This window comes from Bacillus sp. Hm123 (assembly GCF_051842975.2).
In the GTDB taxonomy this organism is placed as follows: Bacteria; Bacillota; Bacilli; order Bacillales; family Domibacillaceae; genus Bacillus_CE.
In genome coordinates this window covers 2,764,077-2,785,297 of record NZ_CM200277.1, presented here as the reverse complement: position 1 = coordinate 2,785,297, position 21,221 = coordinate 2,764,077, and the positions used below count along the sequence as shown (strand labels likewise).

General features: G+C 39.2%; 19 protein-coding genes. 18 read left to right on the top strand and 1 reads right to left on the bottom strand.

What is annotated here, in order from left to right; all coding sequences use genetic code 11:
• Window positions 1–5 precede the first annotated feature (5 nt).
• The 14 genes from ACSVDJ_RS14515 to ACSVDJ_RS14450 are packed head-to-tail and all read left to right on the top strand — an operon-like array spanning window position 6 to window position 18,002.
• On the top strand, window positions 6–5,165 hold the full coding sequence (locus ACSVDJ_RS14515) for a hypothetical protein (RefSeq protein WP_439166697.1): 5,160 nt from the start codon (window positions 6–8) through the stop codon (window positions 5,163–5,165).
• A 9-nt stretch (window positions 5,166–5,174) separates the two neighbouring features.
• Window positions 5,175–5,864, top strand: a complete 690-nt coding sequence (locus ACSVDJ_RS14510; protein ID WP_439166695.1) for a hypothetical protein — start codon at window positions 5,175–5,177, stop codon at window positions 5,862–5,864.
• On the top strand, window positions 5,861–7,429 hold the full coding sequence (locus ACSVDJ_RS14505) for a hypothetical protein (RefSeq protein WP_439166693.1): 1,569 nt from the start codon (window positions 5,861–5,863) through the stop codon (window positions 7,427–7,429). Before ACSVDJ_RS14510 ends, ACSVDJ_RS14505 begins: the two co-directional genes overlap by 4 nt.
• The gene (locus tag ACSVDJ_RS14500) at window positions 7,429–7,815 is read left to right on the top strand and encodes a hypothetical protein (RefSeq protein WP_439166692.1); all 387 of its coding nucleotides are present in this window, start codon (window positions 7,429–7,431) and stop codon (window positions 7,813–7,815) included. The genes ACSVDJ_RS14505 and ACSVDJ_RS14500 overlap by 1 nt, the downstream gene beginning before the upstream one ends.
• Window positions 7,816–7,827: 12 nt before the next feature.
• Window positions 7,828–8,217: a DUF8551 domain-containing protein gene (locus ACSVDJ_RS14495; RefSeq protein WP_439166690.1), complete on the top strand. Its 390-nt coding sequence runs from the start codon at window positions 7,828–7,830 to the stop codon at window positions 8,215–8,217.
• A gap of 10 nt (window positions 8,218–8,227) precedes the next feature.
• Entirely contained in the window at window positions 8,228–9,604 is a 1,377-nt protein-coding gene (locus ACSVDJ_RS14490; RefSeq protein ID WP_439166689.1) for a hypothetical protein, read from the top strand.
• Between the two features lie 3 nt (window positions 9,605–9,607).
• Entirely contained in the window at window positions 9,608–11,332 is a 1,725-nt protein-coding gene (locus tag ACSVDJ_RS14485) for a hypothetical protein (RefSeq protein ID WP_439166687.1), read from the top strand.
• Between the two features lie 17 nt (window positions 11,333–11,349).
• On the top strand, window positions 11,350–13,602 hold the full coding sequence (locus ACSVDJ_RS14480; protein ID WP_439166685.1) for a hypothetical protein: 2,253 nt from the start codon (window positions 11,350–11,352) through the stop codon (window positions 13,600–13,602).
• Window positions 13,603–13,612: 10 nt separating this feature from the next.
• Window positions 13,613–14,659 carry a hypothetical protein gene (locus tag ACSVDJ_RS14475; RefSeq protein ID WP_439166684.1) on the top strand — a complete coding sequence of 349 codons (1,047 nt, stop codon included), beginning with the start codon at window positions 13,613–13,615 and terminating at the stop codon, window positions 14,657–14,659.
• A gap of 11 nt (window positions 14,660–14,670) precedes the next feature.
• Window positions 14,671–15,228 carry a hypothetical protein gene (locus tag ACSVDJ_RS14470; protein ID WP_439166683.1) on the top strand — a complete coding sequence of 186 codons (558 nt, stop codon included), beginning with the start codon at window positions 14,671–14,673 and terminating at the stop codon, window positions 15,226–15,228.
• A gap of 20 nt (window positions 15,229–15,248) precedes the next feature.
• Entirely contained in the window at window positions 15,249–16,379 is a 1,131-nt protein-coding gene (locus ACSVDJ_RS14465; protein WP_439166682.1) for a hypothetical protein, read from the top strand.
• Between the two features lie 37 nt (window positions 16,380–16,416).
• The gene (locus ACSVDJ_RS14460) at window positions 16,417–16,641 is read left to right on the top strand and encodes a hypothetical protein (protein WP_518619146.1); all 225 of its coding nucleotides are present in this window, start codon (window positions 16,417–16,419) and stop codon (window positions 16,639–16,641) included.
• A gap of 48 nt (window positions 16,642–16,689) precedes the next feature.
• Window positions 16,690–17,157: a phage holin family protein gene (locus tag ACSVDJ_RS14455; RefSeq protein ID WP_439166680.1), complete on the top strand. Its 468-nt coding sequence runs from the start codon at window positions 16,690–16,692 to the stop codon at window positions 17,155–17,157.
• A complete protein-coding gene (locus ACSVDJ_RS14450; protein ID WP_439166677.1) occupies window positions 17,157–18,002 on the top strand; it encodes a glycoside hydrolase family 25 protein in 846 nt (281 codons plus the stop codon). The genes ACSVDJ_RS14455 and ACSVDJ_RS14450 overlap by 1 nt, the downstream gene beginning before the upstream one ends.
• Window positions 18,003–18,141: 139 nt before the next feature.
• On the opposite strand, the gene ACSVDJ_RS14445 is transcribed toward ACSVDJ_RS14450, so the two are convergent.
• Window positions 18,142–18,351, bottom strand: a complete 210-nt coding sequence (locus ACSVDJ_RS14445; RefSeq protein ID WP_439166675.1) for a helix-turn-helix domain-containing protein — start codon at window positions 18,349–18,351, stop codon at window positions 18,142–18,144.
• Window positions 18,352–18,900: 549 nt separating this feature from the next.
• Between ACSVDJ_RS14445 and ACSVDJ_RS14440 the strand changes: the two genes are divergently transcribed.
• The 4 genes from ACSVDJ_RS14440 to ACSVDJ_RS14425 all read left to right on the top strand — a co-directional run bounded on the left by ACSVDJ_RS14440 (window position 18,901) and on the right by ACSVDJ_RS14425 (window position 21,215).
• Window positions 18,901–19,116, top strand: a complete 216-nt coding sequence (locus ACSVDJ_RS14440) for a WYL domain-containing protein (protein WP_439166674.1) — start codon at window positions 18,901–18,903, stop codon at window positions 19,114–19,116.
• Between the two features lie 29 nt (window positions 19,117–19,145).
• Window positions 19,146–19,421 carry a YolD-like family protein gene (locus ACSVDJ_RS14435; protein WP_439166672.1) on the top strand — a complete coding sequence of 92 codons (276 nt, stop codon included), beginning with the start codon at window positions 19,146–19,148 and terminating at the stop codon, window positions 19,419–19,421.
• 807 nt (window positions 19,422–20,228) lie between these two features.
• Window positions 20,229–20,897, top strand: coding sequence for a DNA alkylation repair protein (locus ACSVDJ_RS14430; RefSeq protein ID WP_439166670.1), 669 nt, complete (start codon window positions 20,229–20,231; stop codon window positions 20,895–20,897).
• A gap of 27 nt (window positions 20,898–20,924) precedes the next feature.
• On the top strand, window positions 20,925–21,215 hold the full coding sequence (locus tag ACSVDJ_RS14425; protein ID WP_439166669.1) for an RNA polymerase alpha subunit C-terminal domain-containing protein: 291 nt from the start codon (window positions 20,925–20,927) through the stop codon (window positions 21,213–21,215).
• Window positions 21,216–21,221 lie beyond the last annotated feature (6 nt).

The window sequence follows — 21,221 nt, the reverse complement described above, 5'->3', positions numbered from 1 at the left end:
AAAACATGGCTAACAACGACATTTTAGAGTTGTTTGAAATGGTGGGTACCGTAGCTGTGGATGTTGCTAAGTCGATTCAAGATTTGAATTTTTTAGAGCGTAAAGGGAAAGAAACAGCCGATTCCCTTCAAAGTAAGTTTGAAAAGGCATTTCAAGCGATTGAAAAAATGAGCATAGAGCCAGATATCACTGTTAATAGTAATCAAGCTCTTCGTGATGTACATGAATTTAAGAAAGTATTTTCATCTATGCTAGACGATTTACAAGCGAATGCTCAAGTTGATTTTGATACAGATCCTGCTGTACGCGAATTACAACAACTTCTTAAACAAGCTGAATCTCTTGAACGCTCTTTTTCGGGCGCTGAAGGCTCTGTAGAAATTGATGGAGCGGCCGCTAGACAAACACTCTTAGAAATGAATCAACGAGCTTCAGCACTTCGGACAACGCTATCAGATCAACGATATGCAGTGAATATCGAAACAGGACAAGCCGAGACAGCGTTACAACAATTGCTTGATATGATTGATCGTGCTGGTCATTCATTAGAAAGGTTGTCGGAACGTTTCGGAAATCTCCATCTTACTCAAACTTTAGATACCATAGTGAATCATGTCATTCGAACGACGTATGATAATGTCGGTGCTGACGGGATGATGGGACCGCAATACACACCAAGTGGTAGTGCTCAATCTAATGGTCCACCAGGTGGTGAAGGTACAGGAGCGGCTGGTGCATATGCAAGTGCTGGTTTAGGAGCGGCAGGAACAGCAGGATATCAAGCTGCTAGACGGATGAATCTATTCGGATATGATCTTAACCAAGCTCAAAAAGCTCTAGAATCCTACCATCGTCGGATGATGCAATATGCGATGCAATTGAACCCTCAAAATGTATTGCAACGTGCGACGATGCGATTAGATTTTTCGAATCAGATGTTTCCTTACTTTCAAGATTCGAAAAATATGATTCAATTGCAAGCCAGCCTCTCCGCAATTGAATCTGGAATCACGAATGCGCGTAGTCAATTGTCACAATTAGGATTTGGTCGAACGAAAGCGGAAATTAAAGCTCTTGAAGGGCAAATGCACTCTATGGCCAACATCCGACTGGATAATTTGAAAGATCAAATCAAGTTAACTGAAAAAGCTTTATCTGACATGAAGAAGAGCGCTAATGCTCATGAATTCGTGGAAGAAATGGCTCAAATGGAAGAGGCACTTGCTAAGTATAAAAAAGAATTAGCAGAGAGTAATCCAGTAGACGTGATTGCGAAGGCGAATGGTTATAAGGCTGATAATCTATTTGGCAAGGATGTCATTTACAAACCGTTTTCCAACGCACTTGATAAATTAGGCGGTCGAATCGTTCAGTTTGCCAACAAAGACCTTGCATATCTTCAAAATAAAACGTATGAATCGCTTGATAATGCAGCTAAAGCTATCATTGGTCCACAGACGACCAAAGCAGAAGAAAAAGCCAAAATGGCTCAGTTGATGACCAAATATCAAACGTTTGGTACTATGTTGAGCACTACAGTGACACCTGCTGTCGTTGCTTTAGCAGCGGCATTTGGTATGGTGGCTGCTAACGCTGAAAAAGGATGGGGCAAATTCGAAGCTCAAACCCTTAAATCCACAAAGGATATGAAGGACTTCAAAAATATCATTGCCGACACTTCTGCTGATACTGGTTCATCGATTGAAGAGGTAGGAGAGTTATTCAGCGTTCTACATAACCAAATGGGACGCACAAAGGAAAATATCAAAGAGTCGGCTGAATGGGGTTTGAATTTCAAAAAAGCATGGGGAACGGACGCTGTAGAAGCTATTTCTGCTGTAGATGAGATTTCGAAAGAGCTTGGCGTTACCCAAAAAGAAGCCACGGATATTTTAGCGCTTGCTATGAAGAAACATCAAGGCGACTTACAAGCAGCTACAAAAGATGTCATGAAGAACGAAAAGGCTTGGAAGAAAAATAGCAAGACTAGAATTGACGGGATGACCGCTTATGAAAAAATGGTGAGTGGTCTTGACGACAACGGTATTGCAAAATCAGAAGTAGCACTTCGTAAAATGGGGAACTCGCTTTTAGAATTGTGGAAAGCGTTAGAACCGACAGTGATCAAAGTTGCTGACGCCATTTCAAAAGCAGCGGATAACGTCACGGAATTTCTTAGAAATAATCCGGGAATGGCTAAATTCATAGCCCATTTTGGAGCTTTCACGATCCTTGTTCTTGGTTTGGTGGGTCCTTTATCAGCAGTAGCTGGATTTTTACTGATGAATCGTAATTTGTTTCAAGCATTAGGTCAAGCACTTGGTTTTGCTGGTAAAGGGATGGTTGCCATGTCTCCTGCAGCAAGAATGCTTTATGACAACTTAATGCTGACTCGTAATGCGATGGCGGGTTTACCTCGTATGTTCCGCTCATTTATTCCTATGATCTTGTCTTTTTTACGTGGGTTACCTGGGATGGTAGGCGGGTTTATTGTTCAATTTGTAAAAATGAATCCGATTCTAACGGGGATTGCGGCGGTATCATGGGTCATTTATAAAAACTGGGAACGATTTGAGCCAGTTCTCAAACGAATTTGGGATTCTTTGAAGCGGATCGGTAACTCAATTATCGAAGCTTTTGCTGGTCCTGGCAAGACAGGGGCAGAAGGATTCGGTATTTTGATGGATAAGCTAGCGAAAATAGCTGGTGACGTGCTTTTACCCGCTTTTGAAGCGCTGGCTACAATTCTTGAAGTAGTCGCAAGTGTGATGGAAGGTGGCGGAGGGAAGTTTGTTGCTTACGCTCTAGCGGCGTCATTTGTACTTTCTGTAGTAGGCAAACTCATTCCGAGTCTTGGTTCAGTTGGGAAACTGTTCGGTCTAGTAGGTGGCAAGGCGAAAAAGGGCGGTACTTTGGTCAAAGGTTTTGGTCTTGCATTTAGTGGATTACCAGGTGTGATTTCTAAAGCGGGTCCTTCTGTAGCAAAAGCGGCGAAAGGAATTTTTAAATTTCTTCCTCGCTTGTTTACAGGAATAGGAGGGACAATTGCTCGCTTTGGTGCCATGTTGATCCCTCTGCTTAGTAATCCTTTTGTTTTGTTAGGAGCCGCGATTGTAGCAGCTTTAGCCGGTGTAGGTTACCTCATTTACAAAGGATGGGACAAAATAGAAGCCTTTTTTAAAGGGATTGATTGGAGCGGTATTGGTAAAGGAATCATCGAAGGTTTAATCAAGGGACTAGAATTTATATTTAATTGGTCCCCAGTTGGGCTGATTTGGAACTACTTAGTCAAACCGATTATGGAACTTTTAGAGATTAATAGCCCATCTAAACTCTTCATGCGTTTTGGGCAATGGTTGATCGAAGGTTTAGCAAGTGGAATCGAAGCCGGTTTTGACTTGTTAACAGGTATTTTTGACCCGCTCATTAGTATTTTTAGTGGTGCTTTTGAAAATATCACTTCTATTTTCTCTAATCCTGAAAGTTTTTCAGGAATGACCGATGTAGCGCCAAAAAACACCGTTCAAAAGAAAAGTAATTTAGATGGTGGTGAAGGTGAAGGGAATGGGGCCGCAAGTTCAATCGGTGTTCTTGGTAGTGCTATCGGGCTTGTTATTCCTCTATTGGACGGGTTAGGTGGCAAGTTTGATGAGGTTATGGGAGTAGTTGGGGCTTCTCAACTGATATTTGATCAAACGAGAGGAATACTTCAACAATATCCTGGTGTGATGAATAGAGTTGCTTCAGCAACAGACAAAGTAAAAGGTTCGATGGGAAAAGCGAAGGATAAAGCTTCTTCGCTTGGAACGACAGTTAAGTCTGTAGCGTCTCGTGTGCTTAAATCAATTCCGAAACTGTTTAGTGGCATTGGTGGTTTGGTAGCGCGCTTAGGACCTATGTTGATTTCGCTTTTGACAAATCCATTTGTGTTGGCGGGTGCAGCTATTGTAGCCGCAATCGTAGGAATAGGATATCTCATCTATAAAAACTGGGATTCCATTAGAAGCGGAACCGTTAAAGCCCTAAAACGTCTTGGATCAGCGATTCAATCAGGAATAAAAACGATTGGTTCGGGGTTCAAGTCAGCAGGACGCATAATCGGAGGTGCTTTATCCTCAGTAAATCGAGTTGTCACTAGGAATCTATCGAAAATACGTCGTTCCTTTAGTGCTGCCAGCTCTTTTATTCGAAGGGTTACATCTAAGGCGTTTAATTCTATAACTCGAACCATATCAAATACCATGAACAAAGCGGCTCGTGTTGTTTCGTCTTCCTGGTCAAAAATACGTCGTATATTTGTTGCAGGAGCAAATTTTATTTACCGAAAGGTCGTAAATTCATTTCGATTGATTTGGCAAATCATTTTTAAAAGGATGAAACAGACAGCCAATTTCATTGCTTCCATATGGTCGAGAATTAAGCGGATTTTTTCTTCATCGCTTCAAGCGATTTGGAGATGGGTATCTACAACCTTCACAAAAATTTACAATAAAATCAAAAGAACACTAACTAATGCCTATATCTTCATTAAAAACATTTTTGGAAAAATCGGTCGTTTCTTTACCGGATTAGCCAAAAAAGCGTGGGGTTGGGGCGCTAACATTGTAGATGGGATTGTCGGCGGGTTAAAAGATAAAGCTGGCGATGCGATTTCAGCCATTAAGAAATTGGGTAACGACATTGCTGATGCGTTCCAAAAAGTCATGCAAATTTTCTCTCCTTCTAGACGTATGAGAAAAATATCGAAATGGGTTCCGATTGGAGCTGCTCTAGGGATTGATGATGGGAAAGACGACGTTGCAGAGGCTACTCGGAATATGGCTGACACCATCGAAGAAGAATTTAATCCTAATCCAGATGATTTCACACCTTCTGTTGGAGGTACCTTGTTCTATGATACAAAAGTGAATGGAGATCCGCTCGACTCCATGCGTCAAGTGATGAGTACATCCTTACAACCAGCTTATGATATATCCCCTGTCTTTAGGGGTGGCGATGCACGAACAACTATTGATAAAAGTAATAAAGCCCAGATTACTAAAATCGATAAAGTTGAAGTCCATGTGAAAAAGTTACAAAGTGATCAAGATTTTGAAGGAATGAAACAACAGTTACAAAACATTGCCACTGATCTATTTTTTACACGGGCAACGCAAATGGAGTAGGTGAGAATAATGGCTAAACTATATAGGCGCGGCACAAATTTTTACACACAAAGCGGCTCGATTCTAGTTGGATCGGGCCCTAATCAATCATATAGGATAAAACAAACTTTCGAGCGGCCTGGATGGGTCGCTTTTGATTTTCTTACGAATGTCGCCTTTACAGAAGAGACTGAGATCGGTATGGGGCATTTCATCGTTGAAGTCAATGGTGTTGAGCGTTTTTCAGCGCGAGCTTCATATACTTGGACCAGACACTATATTTTTGTCGATGAAGGCGAGAATATTATCACTTTTAAAACAGATGGCAATTACACAAATGGTGACACAGCTTATATTAAGCATACGGTTTGTACAGTATTTCATGAACAATCTTACATCGGTGGCATTGGAAGTATTACACCACCAAAACCGCTGCAAGAAATACAAAATTTCAATATTCTTGACGGTTACACACGTTATCAACGGACAGGACCAGCAGGATCGTTGATTGAATTTGAGGTTGTGTTAACAAATACGGTAGCATTCAATGAATTCATGTCTGATATTGATAATTTTACTATTATAAAATATAGCGCTGGTGTATTTGGTGGGGTGATCATACCACAAGATACGGAACCTATAAGAAAAGGACCACTATACATTGTCAAATGCAAGTTGCATAGCTCAGAGCGTGCTGGAGTAGGAGTGAACGGAAAATGAGAGTAATCAATGATGATCTTTTTCAGTCGATTACTAATCAGTTTCAAATCGGAGAAAGTAGACGTCCTACTCAATATGTGATGGTTAGAAATCGATTTTGGGGAAAGGCTGTACCGCCTAACAGTCATTTTGACATTGAATGGGCAAGGTTACCCAATGTTCTAGCCATTGATATTGATGAAACAACAGAGTCACCAGCAAAAACCTTTACTATTACAGTTGAAAATAGAGATGGACTTTTCTCTCCGGATTATGCGAAGAATAAGCGGCCTACTAGCTTTGTTTGGAGAGGAAATGCTGATAGCGCTTGGTTTAGACAGTTATATCCGAATACAGAACTACAGATCCATCTTGGTTATGGTGATGACATAAGGAAAATGCTCACGGGTTACATCGATAACATTCGGATAAATGCTGAAGCGCAGACGATTACCATTACAGGGCGTTCAAAGTATAAGCGAGCCATAACTAACACGATTTTCCCGCCGAAAGGTAGAGAATACTTTATAGAAAGAACGAACATCAATATTTATCATGCGGTGAAAGCGTTGCTTGAAGGAGCTGGACTAGAAGTGACAGGATCACCTGTCACTATACCAGGAACCAATACCCTTTATGAAACAGGTGTAAAATTAGGCAAGCGTGGGCAGGCATTTGATGAAGTAGTGAGAGAAGTGGTCAACAGCTTGTTCCACACTCTAACTGAAAATTCGCATGGGGTAATAAAATTTCAACAGTTGCCAAAGTATTCTCGATCTGATCCAGCTGATTTTATTGTAGACGATTATTTGCATATCAAGGAATTAGAGTACGAAATGGACGACACAGAGCTCTTTGGACGAATACTCGTTAAGTGTGCAGAAGCAAAGAGCGCTTTTACATCTTCTTATATTGAACAAGACATTTTAATGGGTCAGCGAAGAGAAGTAGAGTTGGATGTTCCATGGGCGAACTCTCCAGCCAAGAGGCATTTAGCAGCAAGAGCTTATATTACCCAAATGCTATATAAATGGCGCCGCTCATCGATTGCTATTCCGGCCAATCCAGCAATTGAGTTGTGGGACATTGTTGGCATTCGTGAAAAGATTTCTACGGCTACACAAACCTATCATGTGAGAGGGATCCGGACGAGTTTTTCCACGTCTGGATTTTTTCAGATTCTTGAAGTATCGTCGAACATTGGATTTGTACCACAAAAGGCACCACCGCCACCATCAGACTTTCCTGTGGTTACAAGAAAATCTGGAGTAGGATATTTTACAGTTAGCGGAACTGTAGGTGATCGAGTCGCATTAATCATTAATGGCCAAAGATCCAAAGACATTAAACTAGGCGAGAGTGTTAGCGTGTCAGCTAACCTTAAAGCGGGATCAAATGTCATCATCATTGAAGGTATTTCGGCAGGTGCCAAAGATGGGTTATCAGCTAACTTGCGCTTTACAGACTCAACAAGCGCCACAACAATGGTGCAAACAATTAATTATCCTCGTGATGAGGTAGACGAACCAACAGGTTTTTATAAAGTACGTCCGCGCTCTACATGGGTGATTGAAGGGGTGACGTAATGAGTGGTGTCATTGTACGTAATTTATATGATCCTGTATTGTACATGCTCAAGCGGCAGAGACGCCGTATCATTGGCGGCGCTGGTATCGGGGGAGATATTAATGTCATCAAGCAAAATAATGTAAAAGAAGGCGGAGAGCTTATAAGACAAGGGAACTTCCTTGTTGCAGTTGAGGGTGATGAGGTCTACACTTATGAACTTTATTACAATGAGAAAGGCATCTTGCATTACTTTCTTGTTATAAACAGGCAGACAGGAAAGATTGAAAAATGGTCACTTGAATGGACGCCTAACTTTACGATGTTAACTAGGTACAATTATGAAGTGATCTATGAAGGAAATGAATCCCCTGATTTTGATGAGGACATAGATGACGATTTATAAAGGAGGGATACCGTGGCACAAGGTTTTCAAACTAACTATGTAGTCGGCGGCCGACTGGATGCCCCTTTCTTTCCAACTAAGGCACAGCCTTTTATTAAAGGAATCCGTGTTGAAGTGACAGCAGGTGCACCAGCGGCTATCCATACACATACAGTAGATCGGGAATCGGAATTAATCAGTGTGGCAATCGCTTGCTCTCGTTACGACGATACGGATAACTGGGATTTAGCGATAAATGGAGAATTAATAGTTGAATCTGTATACACCAAAGAGCTCCCAGAGGGGCTTTTTTTAATGGTTGCACATCAGTTGTTTCCAGGTGATGAAATTGAATTACGATATAAAAACGAATCTGCGCGTGCGAAAAGCGTGTGGGTAAACTATCAATTTTTAATAGACTAGGAGTGAGGATATGCCATATGTGAAAACAATGTTTACTGAAGAAACACTCCAAACAGATTTTGTTGATTTAGCTACTTCTAATGGGTGGAGTTTAGTCAAACGATTTAAAAAAGTGACATTTGCATTTACAGACATTTTCTACGGTACATCTCCAGGGAGTGAGCCAAGCAAACGGCCATTACGCATAAAAATAGCAGATCATGCGTTAATAAAAAACAGTCATGATGACATCTTTGCGATCGCTAGAGTATGTGAGCCGGACTTGAAATGGAGAGACTTACCTTCGCAGTTTAAGGATGGAGAAGTACCTGATCAAGTAGCTCTCCATAGTGATATTGATTTACGGAAAAAATTGCATGAATGGATGCTTTCGAAGTGGGATGAAAACGCAGTTGATACATCGAAAATTTACTTTTACATGTTGAAGGAAGCTCCAGAGATCACTGAAGACTTACAAGTGGTTTATCCATCAATTGCCGCTAATGTTCGCGATGTCCTAGATATTGAATTACTCCATTATGAACCAAGAAAAATGGAGACTAGTTATGGATATGAATATTTACCATCAAACGCACAACATTTAATCATGCAATCGCCTATGGTGCCTGTATCCACTAGAAACATTGGTACCGAGGATAATGGATGGCTCACGAACTGGTGGCCTGATTCAAAAATCAAAGTAGAAGGTTTTATAAACGAAGAAACACTTGCTTTATTAATTAGAGCGGATAGCACAGCGGCCTTTGATGAAAACCAAGTGCCATTAATTCCAGTGTATTTTGGCTCCTTAGTTCCGTTGGATCCTAACGATAAGGATCATGCGTCTCTTTTTGCTGGTAGCGCCGTATCAGACGGAAAATATAAATATGATGCCACAAATCCGTTTATCGATGAAACGTCAATTTTGATGCCGACAAAAAAGAAATACCCGCAAAACCCGGGGAATGGGATCGATAACATCATTGTGAAACGATCGATCCAAGGAGCTTATTATCAAGCGTATTCCTTATCCTCACATACAGGACCAGAAAAAATGCCGCCGGATCGGCAAGATGATTCAGGTCGTCAATTCCCTTCTGCATGGAAAAACGCTGGGAACGATGAATATAATTATCCACCTACAAGTTCGTACAGTGGAAAGGCTACAGTTAGTCGAGCAATGGTTATTCATCCAGAGGAGCGGCAACGGGGGTATTTGAAGAATTTGATCTTAGCTGAATCAGTGGGGCCGAGAAATAACACGCGATTAAAGGTAAAGAAAGTAGCTTGCCCGGATGTATTTGAGTTTTATAAGTATTTCGTGGTGGACGCTGTATCACCAATTACAAAACGACCATCTGTTGCTTATAGACCGATGGCAATCGGCATTTTCGAGAAGGAGGAATGATGTATGACAACACGGTGGATTGATGAAAAAATGATGCTTCAACGCTTTCCTAATACGCTCGCAAGTATTATTGAAAGTGCTGGTTGGAAGGAATTTGCGAAATATCGTGCGAAGAGTGGGAAAAAATATGCTGAGGTCCGTTTGTTTGAAGCAGAAGGATCTGATAAGGTACAGCGTAAATTCGGATTGATCCATGCCTACGATTTAGATAAACCGACGTTTCCAGATGGACGATTTATTCCAGAGACATCAAATCTTGCTGTCGTTGGTGTTGGAAATGGAATGCAAACTATTTTTGATTTTCCTTCTGAATACATGCTGCCAGGTACTGAGGTAGTAACAGTCAACGGCACACAAATCGCAAACACTGAATACACGATTGATCCGAAGGGGCGTGCTATTACATTTAAAGCCGCTCCAAGTGGTTTGATTAAAGCATCTTGTTATTTGTCATCAAAAGCGTTTGAACCTACGAATGCATTTTCAATCTTCTTGTTTGATTCAGTTTCATTTGATATAGCAGAAACCGGCATAGCAATTGGCACAGGAGACGGAAGCACAACGATCTTTTCAATTAGAAAAACGAATATCAAGCCAGGTTCTGTCACGATTTATCAAGGGGCAACCGAAGCGGATGACCTTTCTTATGTGGTGAACAATGCAGACGGCACTGTAACATTCTATGAAGCTCCTGGAAGTGGAATTGTACTTACTGCAGATGTGACCACTGCACGAAATCCGGTTGAGGGACACGATTATGGCGATTTAGTTACAAACGACACGGATACATTGAATACAGCAGAAGGAATGGGGCATATGGCATTTGCGGCTGCTTCTTATCAGCGGCCATCTATCCCAACTGTCATGACTTTTACTAACGAGGATAATTTAAATTCGTCATTTGGCCGGGATTCACTTTTGCGAGTATGGGGTTCTATCAATAAAGATCGTTTAGCTATGTTCTTTCGTGTAGATGCTGCATCTAATCCGGATGACGCTTATTATGTGCCGCTTTATCTTGGTCGAGTCAATAATAGTGGGAAAAAACCACGACAGAACACTGTGCTGATCGGTGGAGCAAAAAGTGGCGTGACGGGTCAATGGCGAAAGGATAAACAACTTGGAGGCACCCTGGTGGACTATGGTCCAAATACGACCAATGGAAATGAATTTGTTTCTTTGCATCAAACGATTGGTGGTTCTTATTATCAAAGGCATTACTTGGCATTCATTACTCATGCTAAAGAGATCGATAAGCCTGAAACTGGTGACGGACCATCGGCTTATACAGATAAATACCATCATTCCTTTATGTATGTGAAGCATCCATTTGATAAAGAAGTAGGCGTCTTAGATGGGATTTACGCGGTGCATCCAAAAGGATTAGAACAAGATGCAGAACTCGAAGTGGAAAAGCAGGTAGTACATGAAGTGATCGGAGTTGGAGATGGCCAGACAAAAGTATTCCACCTTTATCATCGATGTCAGGAAGCACAGCCGCTCATTTACTTTGATTGTATGGAGAAAACAGATTTCGCCTATGATACAGACTATAAAGCGGTGGAATTTACTACAGCACCGGCACCAGGGGTGGAAATTACAGCTTCTTATACAGTACATGAATTATATCAGTTTAATCTTGCTATGACGCCGCAGACACCAATGCGATTAGATGAAGCAACTCCTTATAATCCGATCGGGTGGGGCGTTTATAAAGAAAATTTATGATGAAATGAGGTGTTAGCATGAAACGTATATATTCTTTTAGAGTCGGTCAACATCCTAAAGAAAGAAAGTTCTATACGTTTTTTGCTAAACACTCCATTCCAAGAAAAATTGAATATCCTTTCAAAGTCCCTATGTCAGAGATGGTTGAAGCTGTTGTTATTTCTGATAATGTACAACAGTTTTTTTCTGTTGTTATTGAAGTTGAGGACGTTACGTACTATCCGTTAGATGAAGTTGATGTAATTGAAGCTTATCGAGTGGACGAAACTTCTATAAAAGATTTAGAACTATTAGATGCACATGAAATAGACATCAAAAATATCCGGGCTGCTTTTGATGTTAATACACGATTAATAACTGACGGTGGAATCTCAATAACGAATGACTTTTTGGAAGTTGGCCAGAACACCAGTGTTGATGCAAGCAATGTTAGAGACACTCAAGAAGCATTGTTAATTGATCAAAGCCGATCTGTGGAGTCGCATGATGTTATTGCTGCTGATATGTACACTAAAAACAATTCAACGCACATTATCCCGACTTACGATACAAGGGTTATAAAGAAAGATTCCAGTTATGAGCTGCCAGTTATATACGATGCTTCTGTAGTTCAAGAGACAGCTATATTTTTCAACTCTGAAATTATCTATGATGCGGAGGAAATCAATGTAGCGTCATCGCAATCGGAAATGGTCATTAATCCATCAGTAAAAATGAATATAGATGCTTCCTCTCTTGGTGAAACTCCATTGCTGGTTGATATAGTCCGAGATGAGAGATTTGTGTTGTATGCTTATACTGCTGATGAAATAAAAATGGATGCCTTCTCTAGTTCAATTACTATTAAAGAGTCTCATTTTTGCTCGGATTCACTTTTTGATAACGTTGATATAATCTTAGCTTCGAAAGTATTAAAAGAAGGTTGCGAGCAGATGGAGACGCTTATTTTGACGTCTGAAGAGAACGTTGACTTATCCTGTTCGGTAGCCAGTATTTTAGATGCAGAAAACAGATCACCAGAAAGTCATTTACACATCGAAAATTATTTAGCTACAAATAAAGCAGATCAAGAATCAAGTGACTTAATCACGCGCGATTTATATGCTGAAAATATAATTATTGATGCCGCTGATGTTCATAATGATTCTATTTGTGTTGCTGATGTGATAGATATTGATAACAGTATAACTAAAGATAATGGCATAGACGCGGCCAGCGTGCTACTGGATACACTGAATTATGCATCTAGTGAAGTACAGTTATATTTAATTGATAGTGATTCGTCCGAAAACGGAAATAATCATATGAAAACTTCTATTACGTTGAGCGATAACCTTGTGTATTGTAGCGACACAGACGAAATAGAAATGGTTAATCTTGATACTATAGTCGATAAAAGCGGAATAAAGGACGCCGTTTTATATGGGATTACTAACACCGTTTCCTTAGAAAAAGTAATTGATGCAGAACCAGCAGTAGTTGATGGGAACCAGCAATACGCTATTGATGCAAATGAGGTTAAAAATGAAGCTATCATGGCGAAATCAATAGAGTATGAGGCAAGGATAGAAAAAGATCATGAGTTGGATGAATCTGATCGTATCATTGTTTCATCAAATCTCTATGTTCCCAATTCATTGAGAGCTGATGGTGAAGAAATCGAATCGGTTCAATCCACAATTGAAACCCTGTCATTGCAAGAGAATATAATTAGTATGAATTCGATGGACCATGATTTATTATCCTTTTCTTCAAAGATCGAGGCTGAGACAGTCAATTTGTTTAGTATTTCAAGTGAAGTAGAAATTGATGCGGAAATAACTAGAGAAACAACCATGATTTCTGAGTCAGTGACGTTATCTGAATTAGTTGTTGGTAGTCAATTATCATCTGATAACTTACTAAAAGCTGATATGGTAGTAGCCGACAGTTCGCTAATTTATAAAGTAGTTGATGTAGATGTTCAGTGTCCTAATGAGATAAATAGTGAAACTGAAATTAGCGCAACTGTCACAGGGCCGGGCGATTTTAAATCGAGTCCGGTTGTTTCTGTTTCCTTAAAAGACCTGGATAATCTCATTGCTAATTCAGTCATTGAAACAGAAGCTATCCAGCTCACTGAATCAGAATGGCTTAGTGACATACCGACCGATATGATTAATGATGACCCAATCGATAAAGTAGAAGAAATAGAAACGAAAAAACGCATATGGCTTATACCAGCTAGAGCTAACTGGTACAGTAAATGGTTTAACAAGAAAACTCGATAGGAGGGGGAATATGCGTATATATCAGTATTCAAGTGGGCTGATATTAGACGAACAATTTAATTCACTTAGCCCTGAATGGAGTAGCACCGATCCGGCTAACACAACAATAGAAAATGGTTCTCTCAAGATGACGCATTCTTTTTTACGGGATGTGTCTATTTTACGTGACATACCAGCTGAGGCAGGGGCCTTTGAAGCAGTAGTTAACTATACACCTACAGTTATTAATGATCGTGCAGGTTTATTATTATTTAATTCTTCAATCGAAACAGCGGAATTGTTAGAGAGTGAAGATGCTAACTTAGCAAATCTTGAAAATATTAAAATCATAAAAAATGAAAATGCTTTTGACTTATACATGAAGCGTAATGAATCTTTTGAGTTTATCGACTCGGCCGCCTATCCCTTTTCTAAGATCGGCTTTATAGTTAAACAAGGTAGTGGAAGCGACTTTGTTCCGTTTATTATTGACCGATTTATTATCACTAAAAGTGACAAGTTAGAAGTCAAGAATTTGTACGAAGGATACAAGGCAGAACTAACCATAGGCCCCACCATTTTGACGGGAATTGCCGATACAACTGGTAAGGTTATATTTACGCTGCCACATTTGATTACAGACGGCATATTGAGGATATACGACGAACGGTCAATTTTAATTGGAGAAAAAACGGCAAAATTTACCGGAGGTGACGTTTACTATTACGGATCCTTTTTAGAATTAAGGAAGGACGGTGTGCCTCTTTCTGAAGTTGATCCGAATGATATCGGAAACATAGGTAGTGGAATATTAGAAGAAAAGCTTGAACTATATAATCCTACTTCTTTTGTAGTGACAAATGTACAAATTCAGGTGAAACAATACCTAAGTGAATTTGGTTATGAATGGGCGGATATAGCGGCAGATGAATCCGGAGTTCCTGGTATTTACAGCGATATATTATCAATACAGGAGTTGCAGGGGCAAGCATCGGTACCATTTTGGATAAAGATTGAACAGGGTGGACAAACAGATCAACAAGAAATATTTTTTTCTATTGAAATCAAGCATGATTAGGCGGTGGAAAGATGACTAAAGCCAATCTTTATCTGAACTTACCGGGCATTAACCAAGTAATATTTGTTGATAGTCGTTATTTATTACCACCAACAGGACAAATCAATGTATTGTATGTCGTGGAAAATGATGAACTAAATGGTAGGAAGCCTACAATCTATTATTTTAATGGGGCAGAATATGTGATGATTGGCAGTGGATCTGGAAGTGGAGGTATGCAAGACTATCAGCAAGTAACAAAGCTAGGTGTTATTGCTATACCTTCGGAACCAAGAACTTATGACATTAGTATCACTTATACAACTAATTTTTTAAGAGCGCCTGTTGAAGTATTGAGATTGACAGCAGGATCACAAGATGTAGTTAAAACTGAGATAGGCTTCGATAACTCTGACGTATCAGACTTTGAAGAGTCGCAATATATTATTTTTGATGGTTCGATGAAATTGAAAAACTATTATTTGTATCATATGAAAGAAGATGTAACGTGGGCGGATGTTGGAATACTATTACGTAAAAAAATCAATCTTGATGACTTTAAAGAGATTAATTCTATTGAAATAAAATAACGATTCTAAAGGATGTGAAGATGATGGCTGTAGGGGATTCTTACTCATATCCAGAAAAAGGATGGGTTAGAAAAGATGATAGTGAACCAGACATTTCTTATATTGGAAATTGGTCAACTGTCACTTATCAAGAAGCTTATAAAGGTAGTTATAAGTTCTCTAATACAATGGGTTCGGAAGTTAAATTCAATTTTACTGGTAGTAAGTTTAGGTTGTTAACAAGAACTTATAATGATCGTTCAAAAGATATAAAAGTAATATTGAACAATGAGGAACATGCTATATCTCAGTATTCATCAATTGTAAGAAATTTCGTATGTACTTTTGAATATGATGCTGGTGAAAATGTAGATTTGGAAAACTCAATAATTATTAGACTGGAAGATAATGATAAGATTTATTTTGATGCTTTTGATATTGAAGATGGTGGAGAAGTAAAACCATATGACCCATTTAGAGGTATGCGACATAAGATACTCATTTTAAACGATGGACAATATAAAAAGTACGTTAATCATCAGTGGCAAACTGTATCAACTATCACTCCTACACAAGCGCAATTTGAATCAGATGGTATGGACGCTGTACCTGGCTGGTCAGCATTAAGTCAACTAACTGGTGAAATAGAAATAGTAGTCTGGACAGATGAAGAAACTGCTGATAGGTCGCTCAAAATCAATGGTATTCCACATGATCAACTTGTTTTGCCGACAAAAGATATAGATATCCGATCAGTTGAAAACATAGATTCATTTACTTTGAATGTCACACAAGCGGGACAAGGAGCAGTCAAAACAGTTGTGTCGTTTGATAGCGGAACAACCTGGTATACGCGTTCTTCGGGTTCATGGATTGAAATTGATTTAGCCAATATAAAGACAGAAGGATTAACACCTGCCGTATTGAATGCAATTACATCAAGTGAATGGGCTGCTTTGCGTGGAACAAGTAATACAGTGCGATTTGCGTATCATCTTTCAATGGAGGAGGTGACGGACGTTGTAGAAGTCAATGATTTGATCAGCCAAATGGATATGAAGGGCACATGGAAGAAGGCAGTACATGGCACAGACTATGATTATGAATATCCGAATAACGACCAATTGACTGTGACTATTTACCAAAGTGGAGATTACAAGATTAACTATTGATGTTAAAATATCACTATCAATAGTGGGCGGTGATTGTTTGCGAACTTTTATTTCAGGCGCATTTTGGGTGTCGTTAATTGCATGTATTGCGGGTATTGTTATATTTGGTGGTATGTCAGGAATCGCAATGGCAACAGGCGATAAGTATTGGGAAGAAGCTTTTTTTAAACTAGGTGTAGACCTAGGTACATTCTTTGCTTTTTTCACTATAATAAGCGGGATTGTATGGGTGGTATCCAAATTAATGCTACGAAAAGCTTGAGACTTGCTGATGCAGGTCTTTTTTAATTTGAAATTATGAGGTGAAAGAATGGATCAAGTACAACGAATTTATGCGGCTTTAATGGGAGCTTTATTTACACCATTATTTGAAAGTTTATACGGCGAGGGTGAAACAGTTAGAACTGTTATGTTGGCCATAGTGTTTTTTATTGCTATGGACTGGCTTAGTGGCACTAGAGCTTCTAAAAGAGACAACACATATGCAAGTAAGTACGGATTAGACGGTGTCTTTCGTACTTTTTTTATTGCCTTGTTACCAGCTGGTGGTCACTTACTGGACATGGCGTTATCGTTGCCTAGCATTTTATTTGGCTTGCTATCATTCGGAGTTCTATACCATGTATTACAATCGATGACAGCAAACGCTATTCGTGCCGGATGGTGCGATTGGGTCCCGATCGGCGCACTTGAAAAGATTACTGAATGGGTTGGATCTGAATTAGAATCTAAAGCTAGTAGAGCTGAAAAACGTAAAAATGAAAGGGGAAATATGTAATGAGTAAAATTGCAGACTTAAGTCATCATCAAGGTGTTATTGACTGGAATAAAGCATCAAAGGAATTATCTCTTGCCATTTTACGTGTACAAGATGGATCACGGGTTGTTGATCGACAGTATCAAAACTATGTAGCTGGCGCTAAAAAACATGGGGTGAAATTCGGAAACTATGCTTTTTGTCGCTTTGTTTCTATTAACGACGCTAAGGTAGAAGCACGTGATTTCTGGGAACGTGGTGACAAAGATGCTCTGTTTTGGGTCGCTGATGTTGAAGTGAAAACGATGGGCGATATGAGAGCCGGCACACAAGCATTTATTGATGAATTGCGGCGACTGGGAGCAAAAAAGATTGGGTTGTATGTTGGCCACCACACTTATCAATCATTCCAAGCTGATAAAGTCCAAGCTGATTTTGTATGGATTCCGAGGTATGGAGGAAAAAAGCCTGCTTTTTCATGCGATCTATGGCAATATACCGAATCGGGTCAACTTGCAGGTGTGCGAGGAAATGTAGATTTAAACCACCTTACTGGATCTAAGTCGCTACAATGGTTTTTGAATGGACATGCTGCTGGCGCAGTGGAAGCTCCAAGTCCGATTGATGATAAAGTCTATCGGTTAGCAACAGGTGCTTTTGCAGATGCGGCATCATTAGCTAAGGCTAAGGATAAGTTAAAAGCACTATATCCTGACTGGACTATCTACGAGAAAGCAGACTCTACTGAATTTAATCCAGCATTAAGGCTGTATACGGGCACTTTTACTGGAAAGAATGTTGCTGAATTTCATGCGGAAAATATCAAGAAAGAATTTGGGTGGGTTATATATGTTAAAGAAGGTTAATGTTCGTATTTTCAAGTTTATTAAAAAGAAAATATAGTTGGTACCGCAACTTTTAAAAGGTTAAACACGAACAATAAGTAAGAACAAGCCCCTGTCCTTAATCGGATGAGGGCTTGTTCTTACTTTATTTTACGAAAACTCACTCTTCGCTTTCAATTACTTCAAACAGATCCTCTATACTTAAATCAAGTGCTTGAGCAATTGCGAATAGGTGCGTTGCTTCATGGCGATTATTTTTATCGAATCGACTAATTGACCCCTGTGGAACTCCAGACATTTCAGCTAGTTTCATTTGAGTAATACCACGTTCTTTTAGAATAGAGTTCAGTCTAGGTTTGATGGTTAACATCTGAAAAACACCTCCATATCAACTAATATTTATTATACGATATCAAATATTTTTAGTCAAAACCATTGACATTCATTATGCGATATCGTATAATATAAATATAAGGAGGTGAGGGAAATGACCGAATGGATACTACTCATAACAGCACTTACAAACTTGATAAGCGCAGTAATCGTTCTAGCTTCTAAAGAAATGAACGAAAAAGACACCGACGAATAAGCCGATGTCAGAGTAACGAAGATGGGGGCGGTGATGTGAGAGTCGCCAAACCCATCCATTAAAATAAATATAACACAACGTAGGAGGGATGCACAGTGATCAGCCTTACTATAGGTATTAGTGTAGTTGCGTTTTGTATTTCTGTTACTGCGATTGTTTTAGCATTAAAGAAGCGTAAATAAAATATAAACCATTCGGTCATTTGGAATTGAACTATACATGCAGCAATTTACCCTGGCACTTTATTGGTGACCAGGTTTTTCTTTTTGCTTCAAAAAGAACATACATTCGTATATAATAAGAACAAACGTTCTTTGTGGAGGGATCAACATGAAAGTTTTACTGATGAGTTCGAAAGAAAATCGTACGCCGCTGCGGATGTACTATATGAACGATCAAGGCAAGGTCACCGAGCGGATCATCACAGTTGTAAGTTTTAAAGACGATGTTATTAAAGCATACTGTCACTGGCGGAAGCAGTACCGAACTTTCAAGGTCAGCAATGTTCTTTCTGTTGGCCCGCTTAGAAGTAGAAGAGGAGCATAATTAATATAGAAGGAAATAGGGGGATTAACATGGCTAAAGCAAAATCTAAAACTCAGAGTAAAAGTAAACCACAGCGCCCTACGAGAGACGAATTCGAACTGGAGGAAATCGCGAATCAATTGAACGAAGCATTTGCAGAAAAAACAGAAGTTGTGTTATCTGTTTGGAAGAGGGAAGATCCGGTGCAAGGTAAAATCACGAAGATGGATGGCCGGACGAAGTTGATTCATGTGGAGGGTAAATTTGGGGAGATAACCAAAGTGCCGTTCATGGACATTTTAAAAGTTAGTTCTGTAAATGATTAGTCCTGCGATGAGCGGGGCTTTTTTATATTTATTCAACTGGAGAGAAGAAAAAGTGGCCATAACCTCAATCTTGGACCTTCGCCCTTGAGTATGATCGTCGTGGCCAAAAGCAGATACCAGCAGCAGCGACATTTCAACGCGAAAAATCAGCATGAAAAAATCCCGACTAAAAGAATTAATAAAAATCAAAAATAGAGGATATTTTATATTATTTAGAGAAATGGTATGATGAAGGTCAGGTGCAAAGGTATGCGTGGTGATTAATAAAAATTTATCTTCTATATTAATAGAAAGAAGTAGTTCAAGAGAATCTGACGTGCCGATTTTGTGCCGACGGAGATTGAAAAAGTATAAAATGGTTTTGGGAACAAAACAGATAAAGCGTTTATTTATAACGGCATCTGAAATCGTTAAAAAAGCTTTAAAAACAGTCATTAATTAAGTTCGAGATGGAAGGATCTATCGGATAATATACAATAACCCTTGTCACATCATCAATGTTTGTGGCAAGGGTGTTTTTTTATTCAAAAACCTTAAGAGGTCATTTCAACAAACGGGCGCATTTCTTTAAAAAGGAATGCTCTTTTCGTATCCAATTAAAAGGAAGTAAATGTTAGTATAATATTAAAGATGGTTGCTCTTCTATTATAGGTGGAGAAAGCTTTAATACGATATATGCTACAATATTAAAAAAAGTAAACTTTGGAGGCACACCACTGCAATAAGACGTATAACGAAATTAAGTTCTTGATATATCCCGTCAAGGACATATTATGAAACAATGCTTTAATAAAGGAGTTATATAAAATGGATGAAAAAAAAGATACAGAAATAAAACGCTCTTCAAAAGCAGAAAACATTCTACCTCAGATCAATAGTAAAACTAAGCTAGGCGACTTACGAAAAATTGCGAAGGACATTAAAAAAGATCACGAACTAGCTATGGAATTTTGGTCAACCGAAGAGTTTTTGCCCAGACTATTAGCAATCTTAATTATGGACAAAAAACTTCTTTCACAAGATGTGCTAAATAAACTTGATAAGGATATGCAGATTCACACTTATGATGAGCGAAATAACTTAATGGATTGGTTAATGGCTAATCAGCTCACCAAAGACAAGAAGAATATTGCATTGATGGAGTCATGGAAAAATAGTCCTTATGCTCTTCAAAGGCGAGCTTTCTGGTATTATCAAGGGCGATTGAGATGGACTGGCCAAACACCGCCTGATAACACCGCAGACTTGCTATCTACATTAGAAGCTAATATTACGCAGGAAGAACCGGAAGTTCAATGGGCTATGAATTTCACCGCAGGTTGGATAGGCGTTTATGATGAAAAGAACCGTGCACGTTGTATTAAACTTGGTGAGAAAACGGGTCTTTACAAAGACGAAATAGTAGCAAAAGGATGTACTCCCAGCTATTTGCCGGAGTTCATTACGATTGAAGTTAACAAACGACATAATAATTAGTGACAGAATTTGTTTGGAGGGGTTATTTTGACGGCAGAAAAAAGTTTAAGGGTTTGTGAAAAGGGACATAAGTATTACAAAAGTAGTGAGTGTCGAAGTTGCCCTACCTGTGATAAAGAGAATAAGCCTAAAAGTGGCTTCCTTTCGAAACTCAGTTCACCCGCCAGAAATGCATTGGTTCACGAAGGGATTGACACATTGCAAGAACTATCAAAGTACACTGAAAAAGAAATTTTAAAAATGCATGGTATCGGACCAGCTTCCTTACCTATTATGAGAACTTCATTAGAAGAAAAAGGGCTATCATTTAAAAAATAAATCGCA